Source organism: Microbacterium sp. Au-Mic1 (assembly GCF_021341785.1).
GTDB lineage: Bacteria > Actinomycetota > Actinomycetes > Actinomycetales > Microbacteriaceae > Microbacterium.
Genome location: NZ_JAJTTF010000016.1, coordinates 51,031 through 76,393, shown reverse-complemented (window position 1 = coordinate 76,393; position 25,363 = coordinate 51,031). Strand labels below are relative to the sequence as shown.

The following is a 25,363-nucleotide window of genomic DNA, read 5'->3' as shown; positions in this document are numbered from 1 at the left end:
TGTACCGCGGTGGCGCTACCGGTGCAGGAGGGCGAAGGCCCCGATCCCGACGATGACGACGCCGAACGCGATCATCGCCCACACCGGCGCACCGTAGATCTCCCGAAGGATCCACGGTGTCCGGTAGTCCCGGTCGTTGCCTCGCCGACCACGGCGGCTCATGCGACCGGCCCCGGTCGGCCGAGCACGAGAGGTTGCTCAGTCCCCATACGCGCAGTCAAGCACGCAGTGCTAAGTGCGAGCTGGGGTCGGAAGGCGCTCGCAGGAATCGGGCGCATTCTGACCGTCCCGAGGTCTCGAAGGATTCGTTCGGGACCCGCGCAAAACAGCCGCTCTACCCTGGAATCCATGTGTGGAATCGTCGGATACGTGGGGCCGCGCCCCAGCCAGGACATCCTGCTCGCGGGTCTCGCGCGCCTGGAGTACCGCGGATACGACTCGGCCGGCATCGCCGTCATCGATGAGGCCGGATCTCTCGGCATGCGCAAGAAGGCCGGCAAGCTGCAGATGCTGCGCGATTCCCTGGCCGACGCCGCGCTCGCCGACGGTAGCACCGGCATCGGGCACACCCGCTGGGCCACGCATGGCGGCCCGACCGACGCGAACGCGCACCCGCATCTGGCCGACGACGACAAGCTCGCGCTGATCCACAACGGCATCATCGAGAACTTCGCCGCCCTTCGCGCCGAGCTCGAGGCGGAGGGCGTGACGTTCCGCAGCGAGACCGATACCGAGGTCGCCGCCGCCCTCGTCGGCCGCGAGTACCGCCGCACCGGAGACCTCACGGAGGCGTTCCGCACCGTCGTGAACCGCCTCGAGGGCGCCTTCACCCTGCTCGCCGTGCATCAGGACGAGCCGGGACTCGTCGTCGCCGCGCGCCGCAACTCGCCTCTCGTGATCGGCCTCGGCGAGGGCGAGAACTTCCTCGGCTCGGACGTCGCCGCCTTCGTCGAGCACACCCGCCGTGCACTCGCGATCGGTCAGGACGAGATCGTCGCGATCACGCCGTCCGAGGTCACCGTCACCGACTTCGCGGGCAACACCGTGACCCCCGAGCCGTTCGAGGTCTCCTGGGACGCCACGTCCGCCGAGAAGGGCGGCTGGCCGAGCTTCATGGCCAAGGAGGTCGCCGAAGAGCCCGACGCCGTCGCGAACACGATCCGCGGTCGCGTGCAGGACGGTGCCGTGGCGATCCCGGAACTGGACGGATCCGATGAGCTGTTCCGCGACATCGACCGCATCATCATCACCGCGTGCGGCACCGCGTCGTACGCGGGCATGGTCGGCAAGTATGCGCTGGAGCAGTGGGCGCGCGTGCCCGTCGACGTCGAGCTCGCGCACGAGTTCCGCTACCGCGACCCGGTGATCGGCGCGAACACCCTGGTCGTCTCGATCAGCCAGTCCGGCGAGACCATGGACACGCTCATGGCGGTCAAGTACGCCCGCGAGCGCGGTGCGCGCACGCTGTCGATCTGCAACACGCAGGGCGCGACGATCCCGCGCGAGTCGGATGCTGTCGTCTACACGCACGCCGGCCCCGAGGTCGCCGTCGCGTCGACCAAGGCGTTCGTCGCGCAGATCACCGCGCTGCTGCTGCTCGGCCTGCACACGGGCCGGGTGCGCGGGACGCTCTCCGCCGCCGACGGCGCGGCCGCCGTCGCCGAGCTGGAGAGCCTGCCCGCCAAGATCGCCGAGGTGCTCGCCGAGGAGCAGGCGCACGTCACGCAGCTCGCCGGCTGGATGGCCGACACGCGCTCGGTGCTGTTCCTCGGTCGCCACGTGGGCTATCCGATCGCGCTCGAGGGCGCGCTCAAGCTCAAGGAGATCTCCTACATCCACGCTGAGGGGTTCGCCGCCGGAGAGCTCAAGCACGGCCCGATCGCGCTGATCGAGCCCGGCCAGCCGGTGTTCGTGCTCGTGCCGTCGCCGCGGCATTCCGCGCTGCTGCACGCGAAGGTCGTCTCCAACATCCAGGAGATCCGCGCCCGCGGCGCCCGCGTGATCGTGATCGCCGAGGAGGGCGATGCGGCCGTGCTGCCGTTCGCCGACGAGGTCATCCGCATCCCGCTCGCCGGCGCCCTGTTCGAGCCGATCCTCGCGGTCGTGCCGCTGCAGATCTTCGCCATGGCGCTCGCCACGGCGAAGGGCCTCGACGTCGACCAGCCCCGCAACCTGGCCAAGTCCGTCACCGTGGAGTGAGCCGAGGCGGGACCGGGCCATTCGGGCCTGGCCGGTCGGCGAGCGAGCGAGACGAGGGCCCCGAGCGGGGTGCCCGGCGTCCGGGCTTCGGCGTGGCCCGGGGTGTGGTTTCGCCGAGTGCACGGGTCGTCGCCGAGTGCACGGGTCGTCGCCGAGTGCACGGGTCGTCGCCGAGTGCACGGGTCGTTGACATGAAGAAGCCGTGCACTCGACAGGATCCGGTGCAGTCGGGAGACATGTCGCCGAGCGCACGGCTTGTCGACGCGCTCGGGCGGGACCGGGCCAGTCCACCGGCGCCCGGGCCGGACCGGGCCAGTCCACCGGCGCCCGGGCGGACCGCCGGCGGATCCGGCCCCGCGGATCCCGCCCGGTAGGCTGAATCGGTGATCATCGGCACCGGCATCGACCTCGTGGACATCCCGCGATTCGAGCGGACCATGGCCCGCACCCCCCGTCTCATGCATCGGCTCTTCGCGCCGTCCGAGCAGGGGTTGCGGCTGCCGTCGCTGGCCGCGCGGTATGCGGCGAAGGAGGCGCTGATCAAGGCGCTGGGCGGATCCGACGGGGTGCACTGGACCGAGATCGAGATCGCGTCGGAGCCGTCGGGCCGGCCGTACTTCGTGCTCAGCGGCAGCACCGAGGCCGCCGTCGCCGAGCGCGGCATCACCACGCTGCACCTCTCCCTCACGCACGATGCGGGGCTCGCCGCCGCCTACGTCGTGGCCGAGGCGCGGGGGATGAGAGAGGACCAGGGATGACCGCCCCGTTCCGCGAGGCGACGATCGACCTCGACGCGATCAGCGACAACGCCCGGCACCTGCGCCGGCTGACCGGGGTCGACGTGATCGGCGTCGTCAAGGCGAACGCCTACGGACACGGTGCGGCGGATGCGGCTGTCGCCGCGCTCGCGGGCGGGGTGACCAGCCTCGGCGTCGCCACGGTCGAGGAAGGGCTCGAGCTGCGCCGCCAGGGGATCAACGCTCGAATCCTGGCCTGGCTGCACGCGCCCGGACGTCGCTTCGACGATGCCGCCGAGGCCGGGCTCGACCTGGGCATCTCGAGTCTCGAGCAGCTGCTCGCCGCCGCCGACGCCAGCCGGGGTGCGGATCCGGTGCGGGTGCACCTCAAGTTCGAGACGGGCCTGAGCCGCAACGGCATCGCGCCGGGCGACCGCTCCCGCCTGCTCGCCGAGGCCGCACGCCTCGAGCGGATCGGCCGCGTGCGCATCGTCGGCCTGTTCAGTCATGTGTCCAACACCTCGCCCGAGGACGACCTCGCCGCGCTCGCCGCGTTCGAGACCGCGTGCGCGGAGGCGGCCTCGCTGGGGATCCACCCCGAGGTGCGCCACCTCGCCGCGACAGCCGCGGCCATCGACCTGCCGCAGACCCGGCTCGACGCGGTGCGCATCGGGATCGGCCTGTACGGCGTCAGCCCGTTCGACGACCGCAGCCCGAGCGATCTCGGACTGCGCCCCGCGATGACGTTGCGCGGCGCGATCGCCGCCGTGCGCCGGGTGCCGGCGGGCACGGGCGTCTCGTACGGCTACACGCACCGCACTGCGGCGGAGACGACGCTCGCTCTGGTGCCGCTGGGCTACGCGGACGGCGTGCCGCGGCATGCCTCCGGACGCGGTCCCGTGCAGATCGGCGGCCGTCGGTACACGGTCGCCGGCCGCATCGCGATGGATCAGTTCCTCGTCGACGTGGGTGACGAGGAGGTCGCCGTGGGCGACGAGGTCGTGCTGTTCGGCGATCCGACGCTCGGGGTGCCGTCAGCCCGGGACTGGGCCGATGCAGCGGACACCATCGACTACGAGATCGTGACCAGGATCGGCCCCCGCGTGCCGCGCCGGAGCGTGTCGTGACTGCGCTGGACGACCTCGCGGGCCGGCTGGAGATCCGCACCGCTGAGGCCATGGAGCAGCTCGGCCGCCGGATCGGGGCCGACCTCGTCGCCGGCGACGTGCTGATCCTCACCGGCCCGCTCGGCGCGGGCAAGACCACGTTCACGCGCGGGCTGGCCGAGGGACTCGGCGTGCGCGGCCCGGTGCAGAGCCCGACATTCGTGATCGCCCGGACGCACCCGTCGCTGGTCGGCCGTGCGCCGCTCGTGCACATGGATGCGTACCGGCTCGGATCTGCGGCCGAACTGGACGATCTCGACGTCGACGTGCCCGGATCCGTCGTCGTGGTGGAGTGGGGGCGCGGCATGGCGGAGGAGCTCGCCGACGCCTGGTGGGACATCGAGCTGGAGCGTCCGGTCGGCGCCGTCGCCGACGAGCTCTCCGCGGAGGAGCTCGACGCCGACGCACCCCGCGTCGTCACGATCACGCGCAAGACCGCCCGCTGAGCCGCGACGCCTGCAGGGCGCGCGCGACGGATGCAGGCGCGCGACGCCGAATTCTGCCTGCAGACGTCGCGCGGCCCTTGCATCCATCGCAGGCTCCGGGTCGCTGCCGATCTCCGATCGTCGGACCGGCCGAGGATCCGCGCTCGGATGGGCGTCGCGGGCATATCGATATGATGCTGACGACCGAGCGCAGGGAAGAGCATGAGCGAAGACGACACGAAGACCGCCGTCATCATCGAGGATGATCCCGACGTCCGGTCCCTGCTCGACGAGGTGTTCCGCGCCGCCGGATTCCGCACGGTGCTCGCCGGCACCGGTCTGGAGGGCGTCGCCGCGGTCGTCGCCCACGAGCCGATCATCACGACGCTCGACATCAACCTGCCCGGCATCGACGGCTTCGAGGCGGCACGACGGATCCGCGCCGTCAGCGCGACGTTCATCATCATGCTGTCCGCCCTCGGCGAGGAGTCCGACGTCGTGCTCGGCCTCACCTCCGGCGCCGACGAGTACCTCGTCAAGCCGTTCCGCCCCCGTGAGCTCCGCGCGCGCATCGAGGCACTGCTGCGTCGGCCGCGCAACGCGCACCCGGCTGCCGCGGGTGCAGCTGAGACGGACCGGGCGCCGCAGCCCGCGCGTGCAGCACATGCGGGATCCGCGACGGGGGCTTCGGCCGACGGGCAGCAGACCCCGGCCCGCAACCCCTCGGTCGCGCCGGCGGTCGCCCTGCCCGGCACGGCGGGGCATTGGCGGGTGCACCGCGACATCAGCCTCGATCCGGTCACGCACACGGTGGTCGTCGCGCAGCGCGAGGTCGAGCTGACACCGACCGAGTTCGATCTGCTCGCGACCCTGCTCGAGTCGAAGCGCCGGGTGCGCAGCAAGGCGGATCTGGCACTCGTGCTGCGCGGTGAGGCGTTCGGATCCGCGTCCTATGTGGGCGAACCCGACAAGCGGGCGATCGAGGCGCACATGGCGAACCTCCGGCGCAAGATCGGCGACAGCACGGCCGATCCCCGCTACATCGAGACGGTGCGCGGGGTGGGCTACCGTCTCACCGCGCATGCGGACGAGGCGTCCGCCGAGGTCTGACCGGTCAGCTGGTCTCGGCGGCATCAAGCGAGGACGCCGCACGGGAGCCGTCAAGATCGCGCTTCAGGGAGCAATGTCTGCTCTCGGATCCGGGATGACCGAGCAAACATCGCTCCCCGAAATCGGTGAAGCCAGTCTCGGCGAGCGGCGAGCGGCAGACGGAGGCGCCGATCCCGATGTCGGCGCCCCGTCGGCGATCCCGTTGATCGCCCCGTGCAGCGCGGGTCCGAACCCGCGCCTTCCGCGGAGCCCCGGGTGCCGATCCCCATCGGCCCCCGGACTCCGCGACCCGCCACCGAGTCCCCATCGGTGTCGGGTTCCCGCTCCCGGGCAGGGTCCCGGGAGCGGGATGGCGCCCTGTCCCCGGGGCGCCGCCCACTCCGTCCCGGATTACGGGTCCCTGGTCGGAGTGGGAGTCGAAGCCGGCGGCGGTGCCGGCGAACCGGTGTACGGCGCCGCCGCGCTGCCGGAGGTGGAAGCGGTCGGGCCGGGCTCGGCCGCGGTCGTGGGCGCGACGGCGAAGCCGCGGCCCAGCACCGCTGCGAACGCGGAGTCGCCCTGCGCGACGCCGCTGCAGGAGGCGGAGGCCGGATCCTGCTGATCCGCATCGCAGGCGCGGTCGCGGTTGAGTGACCACATCGAGAGGCGGGCGAGCCGCTGCTTCTGGGCGAAGGCGTTCAGCGTCGCGGCGTCGTCGAGGGCGAACACCTCGTCGTGCACGTCGTTGCGGCCGATCATCGGCGTCGCACCCATGACCGCCCACGCGCCGCCCGCGGGGAGCGCCAGATGCAGGTCGTCATAGAGGCGGCCGAGCTGGTCGTGCACGGCCGTCAGCGCCGTGATCGTGGCCGCCGCCATCGATCGGCCGGCGAGCGGTGCGCTGTCGTCCATCGTCATCGCGTTGACCCCGGAGAGCTGTACGCCCGCCTGCAGCAGCTGGCGGATTGAGCGCAGCCCGTCGGTGCCGAGCCCGTCCTGTCCCGCCGGCAGCGTGAGCCAGACCGACAGCTCCGAGCCCTTCGCACGCTGCCGCTCCTGCAGCCGGGCCACGGCCTCCGCGCGCCGGTCGCCGGCGACCACATCGCTGAGGGCGGGGTGCTCGAGGTCGAGATCGATCGCGGTGACCGTGTAGCGCTCCAGCACCGCCGCGTAGGCGTTCATCAGGTCGCCGATCGACGCGCAGGCGGTGGCGAGCTCCGCGCCCCTGGTGCCGCCGAAGGATACCGTCACCGGCGCGCCGTCCTGCCTCTTCTGCGCGATCCTGCGGTCCAGGTCGAGCGCGTCGCCCGCCTCGGCGAGCGAGTACACGCCGCCCCAGGTCGGACGGCAGGTGTCGCCGGGGCCGGCGGTGACGAACGCCAGGACGACCGCATCCGAGCCGGATCCGGACAGCACGTCCTTCGGCGGATCCGTCGCGGTGATGTCGTAGTAGCCGCCGAACCAGCGCGGACCGGGCGCCGCTCCGGGAGCCGCCTCATCGCGGAGCAGGAACCACGGCACCACGACGATGCCGGCCACCACGGTGAGGGCCACGAGCACGCCCACCAGCACGCGCCAGGCGGACAGGCGTCCGCCGGACGGGGGTGCAGAGGGGCCGGTCATCGCAGCACGCTCGCTTTCTGCCCGTCGATGGCGGTGGACGGATCCGATGCGCGGGCGGCGGATCCGGTCGGGTGGGGACCTTCGATGCTGCGATGCTAGGCGGGGCGATATATCCGTTGAAGGGCCTTGGGCGCTTCTTTGGATAACCTTGCGGAAGCGTTGAGCGTCAGGGTTTCCCCCGGTGCGCGCGACGCGTCCCGCGGCGGCTCCGTGCCGACGCGGAGAGAGGATCGGCATGTCCCGCAGGGCGTCGATCTGGCGTTGGCAGCTCATCTTCGTCAGCACCACGGTTGCGATCGCCGTGCTCGTCGCGGCGCTCAAGCCGACCGTGTTCGCGACGCCGCTGTTCACCGCCGGGCTCGCGCTGTCGGTGCTGACCACGGCCGTGGTGCTGGTGCTGCCGTGGGATCGCATCCCGCCCGCGGGGATCCTCGCCGTCCCGATGATCGACATCTGCGCGATCGGCCTCACGACGCAGGCGCCGGACATCCGGCTCGGGTTCCTCTGGGTGATCCCGATCACGTGGATCGCCACGTACTACTCGATGATCGCGGTGTTCGGTGGCATCGCCCTCATCACGGCCTTCCTGTTCACGGTCGCGAACCAGACCGGACTGATCTCGGATGTGGTGCTGCGCGTGCTCATCACCGCGTTCGGGCTGGGTTTCCTGGGCACCACGATCCGGATCGGCGTGCGGCGCTCCCGGGCGTCCCGAAGACTGCTGCGACGCCGATCCGAGCAGATCGACCGGGTGGCGCGGCGGGCCGAGACGCACGAGCGCCGGGTCACCCAGATCATCGATGCACTGGACACGGCACTCGTCGCCGTCGGCGACGACGGCGAGATCCTCAAGATGAACGACGCCTATCGCCGGCTGTACGGCCGCGACGCCGACGGCATCGCGCTGCCCGCGCTCGCGGTGGAGTACGACGACCGCGAGGGCGAGCCGATTCCGGTGCAGCGCACGGTGCTCGCCCGGGCCGCCCGCGGCGAGCACCTCGCGGGAGAGCGGGTGTGGCTCTACGGCGCGGACGGCGAGTGGCGGGCGCTCGAGGTCGACACGCAGCCGATCGCCAGCGACGCCGATCAGGGCGCCGTCGTGCTGGTCAAGATCGACGACGTCACCGCCCGGCTCGCCGCGGCCGAGGAACGCCGCCTGATGTCGGCCATCCTCACGCACGAGCTACGCAACCCGCTCACCGCGATCGTCGGGCACGTCGATCTGTTGCTCGAGCGCGAGGATCTGCCGGCCCGTGCCGCCGATCAGCTGGGTGTGGTCGCCGGGGCCGCCGAGCGCATGCAGGATCTGGTCACGACGGCACTGGACTCCTCCCGTCCCCGCTCCAGGGTGCTGTCGGAGCCGGTCGATCTGCATGCCCTGGTGCAGGCCTCGGTGTCGTCGTTCCTGCCGACGGCGACGGCAAACAGGCTGCGGGTCGAGGTGACGGGCGAGCCGACCCTGCTCATCTACGGGGACGCGTTCCGGCTGCGGCAGGTGATCGACAACCTGCTCAGCAACGCCGTCAAGTACACCGCGGCCGGCGGCTCCATCCTGCTCTCGCTGGGCGTCACCGACGACACGCGCGCGGAGCTGGTCGTCGCCGACACCGGATCCGGCATGGCGCCCGCGGACGTGGACCAGCTCTTCCAGCCGTACTTCCGCGGCGAACGGGCCGAGCGCAGCGGAGTGCCGGGGACCGGCCTGGGCCTCGTCGCCGCGCGCGACATCGTGACCGCGCATCACGGCACCATCGACGTCAGCAGCCGGCTCGGCGAAGGCACGCGCATGCGCGTGCTGCTGCCTCGGCGCCCCGAGAGGAACGACGCATGACCACCCTCACCGCCCCCGTCGGCATCACCGTGAACACATCCGTCACGCTCGTGGCGATGGTGACGCTGTCCGCCGCGCTGGTGTTCGGACTGGCTCTCATGCCGCGTCCGAGCAGAGCCACCGTGACCTGGTCGGTGGGTTTCGGCATCGCCATGCTCGCGACCTACGTGTGGGTGGCGGCGAACCAGTTCGACAGCGCTCCGCTGCGAGCCCTGTCGTCGGGGCTGATCGTGTGCTTCGAGCCGCTGCTATGGCTCGGTATCCGCGCCTATGCGGGGAAGCGGCTGCTCTGGCCTGCGGCGGCGGCGTTCGTCCTCATCGCGCCGACGCTGCTCATGGCGAGCAGCACCACCGCCGCGTATCCGACCGTGTTCCGCGTCGTGTTCTCCGCGGCGGCGGTGTTCGCGGGGCTCGCGGCGTGGGAGCTGTTCCGGCTGCGGATCAGCGCCCGGGACGTGGTGCTGCCCCTGGCGCTGGTGTCATCGGCGTTCGTCGTGGTGGCCGTGTTCGGCGTCATCGCCGGCATCACGGGCATCGGATCCGCTCCCGGCGACGAACTGCGCATGCTGCGTGACATCAACGGCGTCGGAATACTGCTGACCAGCCAGTGCGCGGCCGTCACGATCGTCCTGCTCGCCCGCGGCGAGGCGCTGCTGCGCGGCGGCGGGCGCAGCAGCGCGGACAGCCGCGCAGCGCTGCGGGCACGTCTCGCCCGGGCCCGGCAGGTGCAGGAGCCGGCCTGGTCGCTGCTGGACATCCGGCTGGACGATCCCGCGGATCTGGCGGAGGCCTCGGGGCCGGCCGTGTTCGCCAGCATCGTGGATGCGTTCCATGCGCACGTGCTCGACGCGCTGCCCGCCGCGGCCGACGTCGAGCGGATCTCGGACGTGCGTGCGCTGGCCCTGCTGCCCGGCGCCGAGGACGCCGTACGACGCGAGCTGTGTGTGCTGCTGCAGCGGGTCTCCACGATCGAGGACTCCGGGCCCCGGGCGTCGGTGCGCGTCTCGGCGAGCGTCGGCTGGGCGGGTGCCGCAGCCGCGGACTACGACCTCGATGCGCTGTCGGCCGTCGCGGCCGATGCGGCGACCCTCGCGCAGGACCGCGGCGGCGACCGCTGGGAGCGCGCCGGGGTCTCCGCGCGCTGACGGGCGGATCCGGGGCGGGCCGCGTGCAGGGACCGGCCGAGGGCCGCGGCGGCTACCCTGGAAGGGTGATTCTCGGCGTGGACACCTCACTCGGCTCGGCCGTCGGCCTGATCGGCCGCGACGGGCGCACTGTCGCCGACGTGGCGCGGGAGGGACACCTGGGACACGCCGAGGCCATCGGTTTTCTGCTGGAGCAGGTGATCGCCGCCGCGCCGGCGTCGGATCCGGATCCGCTCACGCATGTCGCGGCGGGCATGGGGCCGGGGCCGTTCACCGGGCTGCGGATCGGAATCGCCGCCGCGCGTGCATTCGCCCTGGGACGGGGCGTCCCCGTGATCGCCGTGCCGAGCCATCATGCCGCCGCCCTCGCGATCATCGAGGCGGGCGCTCCCGCTGAGCCGTTCGCGATCCTCACCGACGCCCGGCGCCGCGAGACCGCGGTGACCGTGTACGAGGGGATCGACGTCGACGGCATCCCGCACGCCGTCGTCGACACCGTGCTCGTGCCGCAGGCCGACGTGGATCGCAAGCTCGGGGCGCTGCGCCGTTTCGAGGTCGCCGCGATCTCCGGCGCCGCCGTCGCGCGCGTCGCTCGTCGCGCCGTCGCGGCCGGGCGCACCCTCACCGGATCCGAGCCGTTGTACCTGCGTCCGCCGGATGCCCGCGTGCCCGCTGCGCCCAAGCGGGTCGGGCCGTGATCCGCGCCGCGACGACGGCCGACCTCGACGCGATCATGCTCATCGAACAGCGCTCGTTCCCGACCGACGCATGGAGCGCGGAGATGATGGCGGCCGAGCTCGCGAGCCCGCACGGCCGATACTTCGTCGACGTCGAGCCGGCCACCGGTTCCGCCGCGCAGAGCGCTGGTGCCGAGGTGATCGTCGGATACGGGGGAGTGCGCGCGCTGCGCGGATCCGCCGACAGTGACATCCAGACCATCGCCCTCGACGCCGAGCACCGCGGATCCGGTCGGGGCAGGGCGCTGCTGCGCACGCTCCTCGCGGAGGCCGCGGAGCGCGGTGCTCGGGAGGTGTTCCTCGAGGTGCGCGCCGACAACCCGGTCGCCCAGGGGCTGTACCTCTCCGAGGGGTTCGCGGAGATCGGCCGGCGCGCCGGCTACTACCAGCCCGACGACGTGGACGCCGTGATCATGAAGCTCGACCTGACCGCACGCGCCGTGTCCGTTTTCAGGACGGATTCCGCCGATCCGCGCGAATCGGACGGGTCCGCCGAAGATTCGCGAAATGATCCTGAGAACGGGAAGGGATCCGATGACTGACCAGCCCCTCGTGCTCGGTATCGAGACGAGCTGCGACGAGACCGGGATCGGGATCGTCCGCGGTCGCACCCTGTTGTCCAACACGATCGCGTCGAGCATGGACGAGCACGCCCGCTACGGCGGCGTCGTGCCCGAGGTCGCCGCACGGGCGCATCTCGAGGAGATGCAGCCGGCGATCGAGCGGGCTCTCGCCGAGGCGCAGGTGCGGTTGGAGGACCTCGACGCCGTCGCCGTGACCAGCGGGCCGGGCCTCGCCGGCGCGCTCATGGTCGGCATCGGCGCGGCGAAGGGCCTGGCGGTGTCGCTCGGCAAGCCGCTCTACGCCGTGAACCACCTGGTCGGACACATCGCCGCCGACATCCTGACCCCCGACTCCGTGCCCCTCGAGTACCCGACGATCGCGCTGCTCGTCTCGGGCGGGCACACCTCGCTGCTGCACGTGCGCGACCTCACCACCGACGTCGAGCTGCTCGGCGAGACCGTCGACGACGCCGCCGGCGAGGCCTTCGACAAGGTCGCCCGCATCCTCGGCCTGCCGTATCCCGGGGGGCCCGAGATCGACCGGGCGGCCGTGGGAGGGGATCCGGCCGCGATCCGGTTCCCGCGCGGACTGTCCCGAGCGTCGGATCTGGACAGGCACCGCTACGACTTCTCGTTCTCCGGGCTGAAGACCGCGGTCGCCCGTTGGATCGAGCGGGAGGAGGCCGCGGGCAACCCGATCCCCGTCGCCGACGTCGCCGCGAGCTTCCGCGAGGCCGTGGTGGACGTGCTCGTGACCAAGGCACTGGCGGCCTGCGCCGACCGGGGCGTGCCCCGGCTGCTGCTGGGCGGCGGCGTGATCGCGAACCGTCGACTGCGCGAGGTCGCCCTCGCCCGGGCGGCAGAGGCGGGCGTCACGGTGCGCATTCCTCCGCTCCCGCTCTGCACCGACAACGGCGCCATGATCGCGGGGCTCGCGGCCGAGCTGATCGTCTCCGGCCGGCGCCCCTCGACGCTCGCGTTCGGCGCCGACTCGACGCTGCCGGTGACCGAGATCCAGGTCGCCGAGGACTCCTCCGGCGCGGAGGACGCACTCGTCCGCGCGGGCGCCGAGGTCGGATGATGGCGACCGCGGACGGCAAGGATCCGCAGCGCTACACGCGGCTGCCGACGGCTCCCGTGCCCGTGGGCGTGGAGAGCGGGCCCCAGCTGGACGGCGGGATCGAGCCCGAGGAAATGGAACTCGACCGCGACGGTGCGGCGGTGGCGCACGAGGAGTGGCACCCCACGGACGGCACCGAAGCACCCGTGCCGGCGCCCGCCGAGCCCCGGCTCGCGCCGTGGGCGCTGCTGTCCGCGATCGTCGCGCTGTTCGCCGCGCTGTTCGTCGGCTGGGGGATCCCCGTCGCGATCGTCTCGGTCATCGCCGCGATCATGTCGCTGCGCCGGCCGGAGGAGAACCGTGTCATCGCGGTCTGGGCGCTCGTGCTCGGGTGCGTGGCCACGCTGTACAGCGCGGGATGGCTGCTCTGGGCCGCCTACCGGTTCGGCTGGTTCGGATAGCGCCATGACGGATCCGGCGCAGGAGGAGGAACGGCGCGAACTGGAACGCCGTGCCTTCGGCCGGGACGGTTCCGGGCTGAGCCGGGACGAGGCCGCGCGCTTGACGGCGCTGCGGCGAGCCGCCCTTCCCCTCCCCACAGGGTCGGTGCAGCGGCAGGCCGCTGTGTCCCTCCCCACGGGGTCGTTGAGCGAGGACGGCGAAGCCGACCGAGACGAAACGCAGCGGAACGAGGGACCCCCGCACGCCGCCCCCGCTCCGCCGATGATGTCCCGTTCCTCCGACGGATCCGGCGATGTCGTCGGTGAAACGGGACAACGTCGGCTGTTCGAGACGGGTCGTGCCGGGATCCGGGCCTGGCTCGCGACGGGCCGCTGGAAGCGTCCGCGCTACCTCGTCGGCGGCCTGGCCGGGCTGCTCCTCGTCGGCGTGCTGATCGGCGTCGCGATCCCGAGGCCCCCCGACATCGGGCTTGCCCTGCGGGAGGGGGAGGGGGCGCGCGAGGCGGCTGTCGCGGCTGCGAACGACGACTTCGACCCCGGGTCGCTGCTCCTGCTCGCCCGAGAGCACGAGGGCCTGCTGTGGTACGCCTCGCAGGCGAACGGGAACCTGATCTGCGGGATCCTCGATGTGAGCGGTGCGCCTTCTCAGAAGCAGTGCCAGACCCGCGAGCAGGTCGGCGAGCGTCCACTCTACGTCTCCAGTCAGCAGGACGGAGCGTCCCCTCAGCTGACCGGAGTCACATCCGGAGACGGCTACGCAGGCACGATCATCCTGACCGCGCGTGGTCAGCCGCTCGCCGTGCTGAACCGCTACCAGATGATGTACGACGGCGCCTCGGGAATGAGCGCGGATGAGCGCGCGATGATGAAGAGGGTCGTCTCGGCGAACCATCTCGTCTATGCGCAGATCGTCGGACGGGTCGGAAAGATCCCGGTGTGGCTCGGCGACGACGGGACCGGCGGCCGATGCCTCGTCGTGGAGGACGGCGGCATGCAGAAGACCTGCGCGCCGAGCAGCGACGTGACCGTGGATCCGTTCTCAGGCGAGGAGCAGCCGTCGCTCAGCATGAGCCTGGGGCAGACCGCAGCGCATCCGGCAGTGCGCCTCGAATTCTGGGCGCCGCCCTATGCGGGCCAGTATCTGGTGGTCACCCCGGAGGACCGGGGCTTCTGGATGAACGCGGGCGCCGCGAACTGAGTCAGACCCGGTCTGCGAGGATCGCGTGCCGTCTGTCGCCGATGCGCACGAGGATCAGGGTCGCCTCGGCGGCCCCGCGCAGGTTCAGCTTCTTGCGGAACGCGGCCGGATCCACGTCCACGCCGCGCTTCTTGATCTCCAGGCGTCCGATTCCGGCTGTCTTGAGGGCGGCCCCGATCGCCTTCGGGTTCATCGGCAGCACCTCGCGCACCCGGAACGACGCCGCGAACGGGCTGTCGGCTGGAGCGTCGGACGTCAGATACGCGATGTGCGGATCCAGCATGCCGGCGTCGATGCTGCGCGCGAGGTCGCCGATCAGGCGTGCGCGGATCACGGCGCCGTCGGGCTCGTGCACATACGCGCCGAGCTCGCGCACCTCCGCGTCCTCGGTGTCGGCCGGGGCGGTCAGTTCGTGCGCCCGGTCGCCGCGGATCACGAGGGCCGCCCGCCGGACGCCCTCGCGTGCCAGCACGCCCGACCACAGCACGAGCTCCACGACGTCGCCGTCCGCGCTCACCCACTGCGCCTCGACATCGGCGGGGATCGCGTCGCGGTCGTGGGCGGGCCCGAGCTTGATGCCGGTGGGGATGTGCGCGGCGAGCGCGAACGCCCAGTCCAGCGAGGGGGAGTAGTCGTCTGCGGCCACGCGACGGGTCTCGGAATGCCCCGCCGTGCGCCGGGCCGGATCCAGCCACACCGCCGCCGACTCGGTGCCCTCGGAGGGCGCGTGATCCTCCGCGAATCCGTGCCGCACCTCGGCGTCGGATCCGAACGGCGCCAGGTTGTACGCCGCCAGCGCGGCCGTGACCTCGTCGGCGTCCACGGCCGTGACCCGCAGTCCTGCGCCGGCGAAGGCGAGCGCGTCGCCGCCGATCCCGCAGCCGAGGTCGGAAACGTGCGCGACCCCGGCGGCGCGCATCCGACCGGCATGACGTGCGGCGACCGCGAGCCTGGTCGCCTGCTCCAGGCCGGCGCGCGTGAACAGCATCCGGTCCGCGAACTCGCCGAATTTCGCCGCCGCCTTCGTGCGCAGCCGCGCCTGGCCGACCACGGCGGACACGAATTCCGGGGAGTGCCCCTCGGACCGCAGGCGCATGACAGCGCGGGCGGCCGCATCCGTGGATCCGATCTCGCCGAGCTCGTCGATCGCCCGCAGCGCCTCGGGCGTCAGCAGCGTTCGCAGTTCGCTCATATCCACGCGGTCCAGGCTATCCGTCCGCCGTGGGCGGACCGGCGTCTGCCCCCTCGAGACGTCACGCGACTGGCACTCTGATTGCATGAGTGCCAGCGATGCGCCTAGACTGTCGTTAGCACTCTCGGGCTGAGGGTGCTAATCAGTCTTGAACCGTCAAGAAAGAGGTAGACCGTGTCGGTTTCCATCAAGCCGCTCGAGGACCGCATCGTCATCAAGCAGGTCGAGGCCGAGCAGACCACCGCGAGTGGCCTGGTCATCCCCGACACTGCCAAGGAGAAGCCCCAGGAGGGCGAGGTCGTGGCCGTGGGTCCCGGTCGCATCGACGACAACGGCAACCGCGTTCCGCTCGACGTCGCCGTCGGCGACCGCGTGCTCTACAGCAAGTACGGCGGCACCGAGGTGAAGTTCGGCGCCGAGGAGTTCCTCGTGCTGTCCGCGCGCGACGTGCTCGCCGTCGTGGTGCGCTGAGCGCCCACTGACGTCTCGAAGGCCCGGATGCCCTGTGCATCCGGGCCTTCGTCGTGGGCGGGGACCGGAGGCGGATCCGCGTGCGGATCGGATTCGGCAGGCCGCGCGTCCTTCCTGCGGCAATAGGGTTGACCGGTGACCACCACCCCGCGCAGCGCCCAGACCGTGGGCGTCGCCTCCGCGATCGGCGCATACCTGCTGTGGGGCGTGCTGCCGCTCTACTTCCTGCTGCTGGCGCCGACCGGCCCCTGGGAGCTGGTCGCCTGGCGGGTCGCGCTCTCCTTCGTGTTCTGCCTCATCCTGCTGGCGATCACCCGCGGCTGGAAGCCGTTGATGGCGATCGTCCGGCAGCCGCGGCTGCTCGCGCTGACGGCGCTCGCCGGGGTTCTGATCTACATCAACTGGCAGGTGTTCGTCCTCGCCACCCTGAACGGCGAGATCGTCGAGACCAGCCTCGGCTACTTCATCAACCCGATCGGCACCATGCTGCTGGGCGTCTTCGTGCTGAAGGAGAAGCTGCGCCGGCTGCAGTGGGTCGCGATCGGGATCGCGACCGTCGCGGTGCTGGTGATCGTCTTCGCCCACGGCACGTTCCCGTGGATCGCGCTCTCGCTGACCGCCTCATTCGGCATCTACGGGCTCGTCAAGAAGAAGATCGGCCCCTCGGTCGACGCCGTGAGCGGACTCACCCTGGAGTCGTTCTGGCTGCTGCCGGTCGCTGTCGTGCAGCTGATCGCGGTGGGTCTCACCACGGGGATCACGATGGGCGCGAACGGTGCGCTGCATGCGAGCCTGCTCGCCTTCGCGGGTGTCGCCACCGCGGTGCCGTTGCTGCTGTTCGCCGCGGGAACCCGCCGGATCGGGCTGACCGTGATCGGCATGATCCAGTTCATCACCCCGATCATGCAGTTCCTGGTCGGCGTGCTCGTCATGCACGAGCCGATGCCGACCGAACGGTGGATCGGCTTCGCGATCGTGTGGGTCGCGATCGCCGTGTTCCTGATCGACCTCGCGCTCGCCGCCCGCCGCATCCGATCCGGCCGTGGCACGGTCCACGAGTCGAACCCCGGCACCGACACGATCCACGTGCCCTGACGCGCCGCCTCAGGTCCGCGTCACTTCTCACCCGCGGGTCGCTCCTTCGATGTGACGATGCGTCGACGAGCGACCCGAAGCTCCGCACGCGACGTCTGCAGGGAGTCGAAGACCGACCGGTCGAGTCGATCCGCACGATGCGAACGCACGTCTGCGGCGGATCCGGACCGGCGCTGGGGAGCCTGGGGAGGCGAGATGCTGGTGCAGCGATCGCCGTCCGGCGACGCCGTCGCGTGGCTGCGCTCCGCGGGGGCGAAGAGCGATGCGGCGTGGGCCGCGGAACCCGGCGATCAGCCGACCCGGTCCGCTCCCACCGGATCTCCGCCTCGCCTGATCCTCGGCGACATCACCATCGCCGCGCACGCGCTCCCTCCTGGTGCCGACCGCACATCGGGCGTCGCCGCCGGTCGCATGCGGCTGCTTCTGGTGCGCGGCGGACCCGTGCGGATCCCGTCCAGGAGCGGGCCCGTCGAGATCGGCGACGCCCAGGGCGTCCTCGTGACCGGCACCGCATCGGTGCGGATATCGACATCGCACGAAAGCGACGTGATCGCCGTCGGCATGCCGGTGGACGCGTTTCCCGAGCTGTCGCTGCCGCGGAACTCGGCGATCCTCCTCGAGGACGCGGTGCTGCTGGGCCCGATCGCCGCGTTCGTGCACACGCTCCACAGCGGAGGCCCGCTCGACCTCCTCTCCCGGGAGCGCTTCGCCCCGATCCTGCGCGACATGATCCTCGTCGCCATCCGGCGAGGGGTCGGCAGAGCGGGAGTGGCGTCAGTGCACTCCCTGCATCTGCGCGCCCTGGCGATCCTCCAGCGGCGGTACACCGAGGCGGCCCTCACCCCATCCGCGGTGGCCACCGAGATGAGCGTCTCGCTGCGTCACCTCGAACGCGAGTTCCAGCCGTCGGGTCGGACGATCCGCCAGGAGATCCGCCGCATCCGCGTCGCCGCCGCCGTGGCGCTGCTGCAGGAATCCGCCTCCACGGCGCAGACCGTCGACGCGATCGCCGCGCGGGTCGGATTCAGCAACGGCTCGAGCCTCGCCCGGGCGATCTCGGCGGAGGGCCTCGCGTCGCCCTCGCGCCTGCGGGCCGGCGGAAGACGTGGGGGAGTCGCCGACGGTCTTCATACCTGACGCGACCGGATTCGCACGTGGGTCGACCGGGTCGGGGAACGCGGGCGGGAGCGCGGAGCGGGGTCGATTGGATACCGGAGGACCACCGCCCCGAACCCGCGGGAGCGGTCTCAACGGCTCCCGCATGTCCGTATGCGTGAGGCGATAACGAACTGGAGCATCCCCATGACCGAGATCCGTTCCGAGCGCGGCTTCCCTCGCCGCACGATCGTCAAGGGCGCCGCGTGGTCGCTGCCGGTCATCGCCGCGGCGGCGGCGGCGCCGCTCGCGGCCGCGAGCGAGACGGCACCGGAGGCGAACTACGCGGAAGTCACGGCCACCGCCAATCCCAAGGTCGGCACCAACCCGAACTTCAAGATCCAGGGCCAGTACACCGACGGCGCCAACTACGTGGACGGTGCCCTCAAGGCTGGCACGCTGGTCACCTTCATCTTCGCGAACGGTGCGGCGGCGGCGTCGTACTCCGGGCTCTCCGGCCTGACGTTCGTCAGCGGCGACCCGGCCACCGGCGGCCCCGTCATCTTCCAGGTGACGGCCACGACGAGCAACCAGGTCAAGGTCACCTTCAACAACGTCGCCCCTGTGGGCGGCACCATCACCGCCGAGGTGCTGGGCGGAACCGGCACCGCGACCATCACCGCCTGAACGGTCAGGAGCGGATCCGGCACCCGTGTCGTCTCCGCTCAGGGAACGGCCGCCGTCGTGCCTGTGACGGCGGCCGTTCGCGTCGCGCGCGAGAGCGCCGTTCCTGGGAATACCCCACCCGGCGCGGCGCTTAGAATCGATACACGCGCGCGAGAAAGAGGAGCCCCGCAACCCATGGAGCAGCACGACCCGTTCGGTTTTGTCGGATTGACCTACGATGACGTCCTGCTCCTGCCCGGGCACACGGATGTGATCCCCAGCGAGGCGGACACCTCCTCGCGTGTGACGCGCCGCATCTCGGTCGCCACCCCGTTGCTCTCCAGCGCGATGGACACCGTGACCGAGGCGCGCATGGCGATCGCCATGGCGCGCGAGGGCGGGCTGGGCATCCTGCACCGCAACCTCTCGATCGCCGACCAGGCCGCGCAGGTCGACCGCGTCAAGCGCAGCGAGTCGGGCATGATCACCGATCCGATCACCACGACCCCCGACGCGACGATCGCCGAGGTCGACGCGATGTGCGCCAAGTACCGCATCTCGGGCCTGCCCGTCGTCGACCCCGACGGCCGTCTGGTCGGCATCGTCACGAATCGCGACATGCGCTTCGTCTCCGGATCCGCCAAGCAGACCACGCTCGCGCGTGATGTGATGACGAGCGAGAACCTCGTGACCGCGCCCGTCGGCGTCGAGGCCGCGCAGGTCATCGCGCTGTTCGCAAAGCACCGCGTCGAGAAGCTGCCGCTCATCGACGCGGACGGCAAGCTCGCGGGTCTGATCACCATCAAGGACTTCGACAAGAGCGAGAAGTACCCGCTGGCCACCAAGGACGACCAGGGCCGGCTCCGCGTCGGCGCGGCGATCGGCTTCTTCGGTGACGCCTGGGAGCGAGCCGAGGCGCTGCGCGACAAGGGCGTGGACGTGCTCGTCGTCGACACGGCCAACGGCCAGTCGCAGGGCGTGATCGACCTGGTCAAGCGACTCAAGGCGGATCCATCCTTCGCGCACATCGACATCATCGGCGGCAACGTCGCGACCCGTGAGGGTGCCCAGGCGCTTGTCGACGCCGGAGTGGACGCCGTCAAGGTCGGCGTCGGCCCGGGCTCGATCTGCACCACCCGCATCGTCGCCGGTGTCGGCGTGCCGCAGGTCACCGCGGTGTACGAGGCGTCGCTCGCCGCGCGTCCCGCCGGCATCCCGGTCATCGCCGACGGCGGTCTGCAGTACTCCGGCGACATCGCCAAGGCGGTCGTCGCCGGTGCCGACGCCGTGATGCTCGGATCCCTGCTCGCGGGCACCGAGGAGTCCCCGGGCGAGATCGTGTTCCAGGGCGGCAAGCAGTTCAAGCTGTATCGCGGCATGGGCTCGCTCGGCGCGATGCAGACCCGCGGCAAGCAGACGTCCTATTCGAAGGACCGCTACTTCCAGGCCGATGTGCCCAGCGACGACAAGCTCATCCCCGAGGGCATCGAGGGCCAGGTGCCCTACCGCGGTCCGCTCTCCGCCGTCGCGTACCAGCTTGTCGGCGGGCTGCGTCAGTCGATGTTCTACGTCGGAGCGCGCACGATCGAGGAGCTCAAGACCCGCGGCAAGTTCGTCCGCATCACGGCGGCAGGTCTCAAGGAGTCGCACCCGCACGACGTGCAGATCGTGGTCGAGGCGCCGAACTACAAGCGCTGAGACGACCAGAAGGGGCCCGGATCCGATCGGATCCGGGCCCCTTCGTCTATCCCCTGATGGTCCGTACCGGCTTGGATCCAGGCCATCGGCGAGTCCAGGGTCGCGACTCAACTGACTGAACATTTCCCGGATGGCTGAAGGAACCGAGCGGATCCATCCGCCATCCGGGAATCCCTCAGCCGAACGGCCGAGTCGGAGTCCAGGCGAGCGAGCGGGACGGGCACCGAGGGGATCAGCCAGCGGCGACGGGCTCCGGTGCAGCGGACTCCGCCTCGACGCCGGCCGCATCGTCCACGTGCCCGCCCCTGCCGGCCGGCAGCCAGAGCGCGATGACCGTGGCGACCAGCAGCACCGCGGCGCCGGTGAACACGGCGGGGCGGGCGGCGTCGACGTAGTGGTCGGGCAGCAGCTGGCCGCCCGCGCCCACGAAGATCGCGGTCATCACGGCGGTGCCGAGGGCGACGCCCAGCTCGCGGAGCGTGGAGTTGACGCCCGACGCCTTGGCGTGGTCGACGAGGCCGAGCGTGGCGAGCAGCGCCGTCGCCGAGGGGGCGAACACGAGGCCCATGCCGACGCCGGCGAGGATGAAGGGCGCGACGAGGGCGGCGTACGGCACGTCCGTGGCGAGCAGCGCGGCGAGCCAGCCCAGCGCGATGCCCTGCAGCAGCAGGCCCGTCACGAGCAGGACCCTGGTGCCGACGCGCGGGGCGATCAGGCCTGCGAGCGGCGCCACGAACATCGGGGCGAGCGTCCAGGGCGTGGTCTGCACGGCGGCCTCGAGTGGAGTCGCCCCCTGCACCACCTGCAGGAATTGGATCAGGATGAAGACGGATCCGAACGTGCCGAAGCTGAAGGCGAAGCCGACGACGTTCGTGAGCGAGAACGACCGGTCCCGGAACAGTCGCAGCGGCACCAGCGGCGTGGCCGAACGCAGCTGCCAGACCAGGAACGCGATCACGAGCGCGCCGCCCAGGGCGAGCTCGGCGATCACGCCGATCGTGTCCCAGCCGTCGTCGTTGCCGCGCACGATCGCATGCACGAGCGCGAGCACGCCACCGGCCGCGAGCACCGCGCCCGGCACGTCGATGCGCACGCGGGCGCCGAAGTCGTTGCCCAGCACGAGCAGGGCGAGCGGGATCGCGATCACCGCGACGGGCACGTTGATCCAGAAGATCGCCTGCCAGTTCCAGCCCTCCATGATCGCGCCGCCGATGAGCGGGCCGACGGCGACGCCGAGTCCGGAGACACCGCCCCAGATGCCGATCGCGAGCGGGCGGCGGGCGGCAGGCACCGCGCCGGTGAGCAGCGCGAGCGACAGCGGCATGACGGCGGCGGCGCCCAGCCCCTGCACGGCGCGGGCGGCGATGAGCTGACTAGGGTCGGTGCTGAGCGCCGCGAACAGCGAGCCCGCCCCGAACAGCGCGATGCCGAGGGCGAACACGGTGCGGCGGCCGAACCTGTCGCCGAGCGCGGAGGCGACGAGGATCGCCCCGGCGAAAGCCAGGGTGTAGGCGTTCACGAACCACTGCAGCTGCTCGATCGTGGCGCCCATCTCGCGGTGCAGCACGGGCAGGGCGTTGGTCATGACGAGGTTGTCGAGGGTCGCCATGAACATTGGCAGGGAGGCGGCGGCGATGACGAGCGCGACCGGGCGCGATCGCCGCGGAGCGAGAGCGGCGCGGCTCCGGCGAGCGGCCGGGGCGGGTGAGGGAACGGTCATGGGAAGCTCCAGTTGTAATTGGATGATTACTAGCGCTGGAGTCAATGTAGTAATCGTATGATTACAAAGTCAAGTCATTCGCTGATAACCTTTCGCCATGACCTCCGCAGCGCCCACGGACACCGGCATCGGCGAGGACTCCGGTCGCCGCCTCTCCTCCCAGGAGCGTCGCGCGCAGATCATCCTCGCGGCGCTCACCGTCTTCGGATCCCGCGGCTACGAGGGCGCCACCACCGACCAGGTGGCCAAGGCCGCCGGCGTCAGCCAGCCGTACGTCGTGCGTCTGTTCGGATCCAAGGAGAACCTCTTCCTCGCGACGATCGAGTTCGCCCTCGACCGCCTTCTCACTGTCTTCCGCGAGGCGCTCGTGGCGTCCGACGAGGGGGGCGAGCGCCCGCTGGGCAAGCGCATCGGCGAGGCGTACGTCGACCTCATTGAGGTGCGCGGCCTGCATCAGACGCTCGCGCACGCCTACCTCCTCGGCAGCAACCCGGCCATCGGCGCCGCCGCGCGCCAGGGATTCGCGAAGGTGTGGCGCTTCTTCCGCGATGACATGGGCCTCGACGCAGACGAGGCCCGCACCTTCCTCGCCGAGGGCATGCTGATCAGCACCATGATCGGACTCCGGATCGTGGACGACTACGGATCCGATCCGCAGATCACCGAGCTGTTCCGGGCGTGCTTCCCGAACAAGCTGCCGCATGTGCTCGAGGTGCTGCCGCGCAACGAGCACCGGCTCTAGTAGCCGCATCAGGCTCGGAGCCGGGGCGTCGGCGCCGCGGCGCCGCAGGAGGTCTCGCGACGCCGCATGACGGCGGATGTCCGTCGATGACGGACCTGCGGCGCCGGGGTGCGGGAGCCGAATATGGTCACGCCATGACTCTCCTCCAGGACACCACCGCCCCTATCGCCGACGTCACGCCCGAGCAGCGCGCGGAGCGTCTGAACGACGCCGGCTCCGCATGGAACGAGCGCATCGCCGCCGACCCCGCGAACGCGCAGCTGACATACAAGGTCGTGGGACGGGGCATCGGATCCGTGGGCACCGAGATCCGTGCGGGTAAGCACACGTTCCTCGTGGACGAGCCGGCCGGGCTCGCCGGCGATGACGCCGCCGCCAGCCCCGTCGAGTACGCGTTGGGTGCCCTCGTCTCGTGTCAGGTCGTCGTGTTCCGGCTCTACGCCCAGGCTCTCGGCCTCACGATCGACGAGATCGAGATCACGGCCGAGGGCGACCTCGACGTGCGCAAGCTCTTCGGCATCGATGAGTCCGGACGCGCCGGGTTCCACGACGTCCGCGTGCGGGTCGACATCACCGGTCCGAACTCCGCCCTGGACTACGAGCGGCTCCGCGCCGTCGTCGAGGAGCACTGCCCGGTGCTCGACCTGTTCGCGAACCCGGTGCCGACCTCGGGCGCCCTTCTCGCCTGATAGCCTGGTCGGCTCGCCATTGCGCACACGCGCGCGGGCGGAAGGACCACCACCGTGGGATACATCGATGTCGCCGGCGTCTCGCTCACCCTGCCCGACGGCCGCCCCCTGCTCGACGAGGCCTCGTTCCGCGTCGGCGCCGGATCCACCAGCGCCCTGATCGGACCGAACGGGGCCGGCAAGTCCACGATCCTGCGGATCATCCGTGGCGAACAGGCGCCGGACGCCGGGGTCGTGACGATCGACGGATCCCTCGGTGTGATGGATCAGTTCGTGGGTCACGGCCACGAGGGGCAGACCGTGCACGAGCTGCTCATCGCGGTCGCGCCCGCGCGCATCAGGGCGGCGGCCGAGGCGCTCGAGGCCGCCGAGAACGCCCTCATCGAGGACGACGCCGAGCCCACGCAGATGCGGTACGCGACCGCGATCGCGGAGTACGCGGATGCCGGCGGGTACGAGCACGAGACGGTGTGGGACCAGTGCGCGGTCGCCGCTCTCGGCGTCCCGTTCGAGCGGGCGCGATTCCGCGATCTCGCGACCCTGTCCGGCGGCGAGCAGAAGCGGCTCGCCCTCGAGGCGCTGCTGCGCGGTCCTGACGACGTGCTGCTGCTCGACGAGCCCGACAACTACCTCGATGTACCGGGCAAGCGCTGGCTCGAGGAACGGCTGCGGGAGACCCAGAAGACGGTGCTGCTCGTCTCGCACGACCGCGAACTGCTCGCCAGGGCGGCCGACCGCATCGTGACGCTCGAGCCGGGCGGCGCGGGCGCGACCGCGTGGGTGCACGGCGGCGGGTTCGCGACCTACCATCAGGCGCGGACCGACCGGATGGACCGGCTCGACGAGCTGCGCCGACGCTGGGATGAGCAGCACGAGAAGCTGAAGACCCTGGTCGCGAACCTCAAGGTCAAGGCCGCCGCGAACGACGGCTTCGCCTCGCGCTACCAGGCGGCGCAGACGAGGCTGCGCAAGTTCGAGGAGGCGGGACCGCCCGAGGAGCGCCCGCCCGCGCAGGACTTCGACATGCGGCTGCGGGGTGCGCGCACGGGCAAGCGCGCGATCGTCTGCACAGGCCTCGAGCTGACCGGCCTCATGCGCCCCTTCGACGCCGAGCTCTGGTTCGGCGATCGTGTCGCCGTGCTGGGGTCGAACGGATCCGGCAAGTCGCACTTCCTGCGGCTGCTGGCCCGCGGCGGCAGCGACCCGGATCCGACTCTCGGACACCTCACCGGCGCGGGGGAGCGGCTGGACGAGGTCGCCCACACCGGTGCGGCGGTGCTCGGCGCCCGCGTCGTGCCCGGCCTGTTCGCCCAGACGCACGCGCATCCGGAGTTCGCCGGGCGCACCCTGCTGGAGATCCTGCACCGGGGTGACGACCGCAGGACGGGCATGCCCCGCGACGCCGCGAGCTCGGCGCTGGACCGTTACGGGCTGGTGCGGCAGGCGCAGCAGGAGTTCGCGCAGCTCTCCGGCGGGCAGCAGGCCCGGTTCCAGGTGCTGCTGCTCGAGCTCTCCGGTGCGACGCTGCTGCTGCTCGACGAGCCCACGGACAACCTCGACCTCGAGTCGGCCGAGGCCCTCGAGGATGCGATCGCGCGGTTCGAGGGCACGGTCGTCGCGGTCACCCACGACCGCTGGTTCGCGCGCTCGTTCGACCGCTTCCTGGTGTTCGGCGAGGACGGCGGGGTCTACGAGTCGGACGCTCCGGTGTGGGACGAGCGCCGGGTCGCGCGCACCCGCTGAGCGGCAGAGGCAACCCGG

At 71.4% G+C, this 25,363-nt stretch carries 24 protein-coding genes; 20 read left to right on the top strand and 4 right to left on the bottom strand.

The genetic code is table 11. The features are described from left to right. Window positions 1–15: 15 nt before the first annotated feature. Window positions 16–162 (bottom strand): hypothetical protein, encoded by a 147-nt coding sequence (locus LXM50_RS17665; RefSeq protein ID WP_233312792.1) that lies wholly within the window; start codon window positions 160–162, stop codon window positions 16–18. A 186-nt stretch (window positions 163–348) separates the two neighbouring features. Between LXM50_RS17665 and glmS the strand changes: the two genes are divergently transcribed. The 5 genes from glmS to LXM50_RS17640 all read left to right on the top strand — a co-directional run bounded on the left by glmS (window position 349) and on the right by LXM50_RS17640 (window position 5,637). Further along, a complete protein-coding gene (glmS, locus tag LXM50_RS17660; RefSeq protein ID WP_233312791.1) occupies window positions 349–2,199 on the top strand; it encodes a glutamine--fructose-6-phosphate transaminase (isomerizing) in 1,851 nt (616 codons plus the stop codon). A gap of 383 nt (window positions 2,200–2,582) precedes the next feature. After that, window positions 2,583–2,957, top strand: coding sequence for a holo-ACP synthase (locus LXM50_RS17655; RefSeq protein WP_233312790.1), 375 nt, complete (start codon window positions 2,583–2,585; stop codon window positions 2,955–2,957). Beyond that, window positions 2,954–4,063, top strand: coding sequence for an alanine racemase (gene alr / locus LXM50_RS17650; protein ID WP_233312789.1), 1,110 nt, complete (start codon window positions 2,954–2,956; stop codon window positions 4,061–4,063). Before LXM50_RS17655 ends, alr begins: the two co-directional genes overlap by 4 nt. Further along, a complete protein-coding gene (tsaE, locus tag LXM50_RS17645; RefSeq protein ID WP_308192541.1) occupies window positions 4,060–4,548 on the top strand; it encodes a tRNA (adenosine(37)-N6)-threonylcarbamoyltransferase complex ATPase subunit type 1 TsaE in 489 nt (162 codons plus the stop codon). Before alr ends, tsaE begins: the two co-directional genes overlap by 4 nt. Before the next feature lie 201 nt (window positions 4,549–4,749). Beyond that, window positions 4,750–5,637, top strand: coding sequence for a response regulator transcription factor (locus LXM50_RS17640; protein WP_233312788.1), 888 nt, complete (start codon window positions 4,750–4,752; stop codon window positions 5,635–5,637). 390 nt (window positions 5,638–6,027) lie between these two features. Here the strand turns inward: LXM50_RS17640 and LXM50_RS17635 are convergent, their stop codons facing one another. Beyond that, window positions 6,028–7,239, bottom strand: coding sequence for a chitinase (locus LXM50_RS17635; protein ID WP_233312787.1), 1,212 nt, complete (start codon window positions 7,237–7,239; stop codon window positions 6,028–6,030). Window positions 7,240–7,474: 235 nt separating this feature from the next. Here LXM50_RS17635 and LXM50_RS17630 point away from each other — a divergent pair, with 235 nt between their 5' ends. The 7 genes from LXM50_RS17630 to LXM50_RS17600 all read left to right on the top strand — a co-directional run bounded on the left by LXM50_RS17630 (window position 7,475) and on the right by LXM50_RS17600 (window position 14,234). Continuing rightward, window positions 7,475–9,070 (top strand): ATP-binding protein, encoded by a 1,596-nt coding sequence (locus LXM50_RS17630; protein ID WP_233312786.1) that lies wholly within the window; start codon window positions 7,475–7,477, stop codon window positions 9,068–9,070. Next, on the top strand, window positions 9,067–10,215 hold the full coding sequence (locus tag LXM50_RS17625) for a hypothetical protein (RefSeq protein WP_233312785.1): 1,149 nt from the start codon (window positions 9,067–9,069) through the stop codon (window positions 10,213–10,215). The genes LXM50_RS17630 and LXM50_RS17625 overlap by 4 nt, the downstream gene beginning before the upstream one ends. Before the next feature lie 65 nt (window positions 10,216–10,280). Then, window positions 10,281–10,913 (top strand): tRNA (adenosine(37)-N6)-threonylcarbamoyltransferase complex dimerization subunit type 1 TsaB, encoded by a 633-nt coding sequence (gene tsaB, locus LXM50_RS17620; protein ID WP_233312784.1) that lies wholly within the window; start codon window positions 10,281–10,283, stop codon window positions 10,911–10,913. Next, window positions 10,910–11,494, top strand: a complete 585-nt coding sequence (rimI, locus tag LXM50_RS17615; RefSeq protein ID WP_233312783.1) for a ribosomal protein S18-alanine N-acetyltransferase — start codon at window positions 10,910–10,912, stop codon at window positions 11,492–11,494. Before tsaB ends, rimI begins: the two co-directional genes overlap by 4 nt. Then, window positions 11,487–12,596 (top strand): tRNA (adenosine(37)-N6)-threonylcarbamoyltransferase complex transferase subunit TsaD, encoded by a 1,110-nt coding sequence (tsaD, locus tag LXM50_RS17610; protein ID WP_233312782.1) that lies wholly within the window; start codon window positions 11,487–11,489, stop codon window positions 12,594–12,596. Before rimI ends, tsaD begins: the two co-directional genes overlap by 8 nt. Next, a complete protein-coding gene (locus LXM50_RS17605) occupies window positions 12,596–13,036 on the top strand; it encodes a hypothetical protein (protein ID WP_233312781.1) in 441 nt (146 codons plus the stop codon). The genes tsaD and LXM50_RS17605 overlap by 1 nt, the downstream gene beginning before the upstream one ends. 4 nt (window positions 13,037–13,040) lie before the next feature. Continuing rightward, window positions 13,041–14,234, top strand: coding sequence for a hypothetical protein (locus LXM50_RS17600; protein ID WP_233312780.1), 1,194 nt, complete (start codon window positions 13,041–13,043; stop codon window positions 14,232–14,234). A gap of 1 nt (window position 14,235) precedes the next feature. On the opposite strand, the gene LXM50_RS17595 is transcribed toward LXM50_RS17600, so the two are convergent. After that, window positions 14,236–15,432 carry a class I SAM-dependent methyltransferase gene (locus LXM50_RS17595; RefSeq protein WP_233312779.1) on the bottom strand — a complete coding sequence of 399 codons (1,197 nt, stop codon included), beginning with the start codon at window positions 15,430–15,432 and terminating at the stop codon, window positions 14,236–14,238. 168 nt (window positions 15,433–15,600) lie between these two features. On the opposite strand from LXM50_RS17595, the gene groES reads away from it, so the two are divergent. The 5 genes from groES to guaB all read left to right on the top strand — a co-directional run bounded on the left by groES (window position 15,601) and on the right by guaB (window position 20,451). Then, the gene (groES, locus tag LXM50_RS17590; RefSeq protein ID WP_231090549.1) at window positions 15,601–15,897 is read left to right on the top strand and encodes a co-chaperone GroES; all 297 of its coding nucleotides are present in this window, start codon (window positions 15,601–15,603) and stop codon (window positions 15,895–15,897) included. 135 nt (window positions 15,898–16,032) lie between these two features. Continuing rightward, the gene (rarD, locus tag LXM50_RS17585) at window positions 16,033–16,992 is read left to right on the top strand and encodes an EamA family transporter RarD (protein WP_233312778.1); all 960 of its coding nucleotides are present in this window, start codon (window positions 16,033–16,035) and stop codon (window positions 16,990–16,992) included. A 195-nt stretch (window positions 16,993–17,187) separates the two neighbouring features. Then, the gene (locus tag LXM50_RS17580; RefSeq protein ID WP_233312777.1) at window positions 17,188–18,129 is read left to right on the top strand and encodes a helix-turn-helix domain-containing protein; all 942 of its coding nucleotides are present in this window, start codon (window positions 17,188–17,190) and stop codon (window positions 18,127–18,129) included. 165 nt (window positions 18,130–18,294) lie between these two features. Continuing rightward, on the top strand, window positions 18,295–18,774 hold the full coding sequence (locus tag LXM50_RS17575; RefSeq protein ID WP_233312776.1) for a hypothetical protein: 480 nt from the start codon (window positions 18,295–18,297) through the stop codon (window positions 18,772–18,774). A gap of 174 nt (window positions 18,775–18,948) precedes the next feature. Next, window positions 18,949–20,451, top strand: a complete 1,503-nt coding sequence (gene guaB, locus LXM50_RS17570) for an IMP dehydrogenase (RefSeq protein WP_233312775.1) — start codon at window positions 18,949–18,951, stop codon at window positions 20,449–20,451. A 232-nt stretch (window positions 20,452–20,683) separates the two neighbouring features. On the opposite strand, the gene LXM50_RS17565 is transcribed toward guaB, so the two are convergent. After that, window positions 20,684–22,171, bottom strand: a complete 1,488-nt coding sequence (locus LXM50_RS17565) for a DHA2 family efflux MFS transporter permease subunit (protein ID WP_233312774.1) — start codon at window positions 22,169–22,171, stop codon at window positions 20,684–20,686. 97 nt (window positions 22,172–22,268) lie between these two features. Between LXM50_RS17565 and LXM50_RS17560 the strand changes: the two genes are divergently transcribed. From LXM50_RS17560 to LXM50_RS17550, 3 genes are all read left to right on the top strand, one after another. After that, the gene (locus LXM50_RS17560) at window positions 22,269–22,913 is read left to right on the top strand and encodes a TetR/AcrR family transcriptional regulator (protein ID WP_233312773.1); all 645 of its coding nucleotides are present in this window, start codon (window positions 22,269–22,271) and stop codon (window positions 22,911–22,913) included. A 134-nt stretch (window positions 22,914–23,047) separates the two neighbouring features. After that, entirely contained in the window at window positions 23,048–23,602 is a 555-nt protein-coding gene (locus tag LXM50_RS17555) for an OsmC family protein (RefSeq protein WP_233312772.1), read from the top strand. 54 nt (window positions 23,603–23,656) lie between these two features. After that, window positions 23,657–25,345: an ABC-F family ATP-binding cassette domain-containing protein gene (locus tag LXM50_RS17550; RefSeq protein WP_233312771.1), complete on the top strand. Its 1,689-nt coding sequence runs from the start codon at window positions 23,657–23,659 to the stop codon at window positions 25,343–25,345. The last annotated feature ends 18 nt before the right edge of the window (window positions 25,346–25,363 follow it).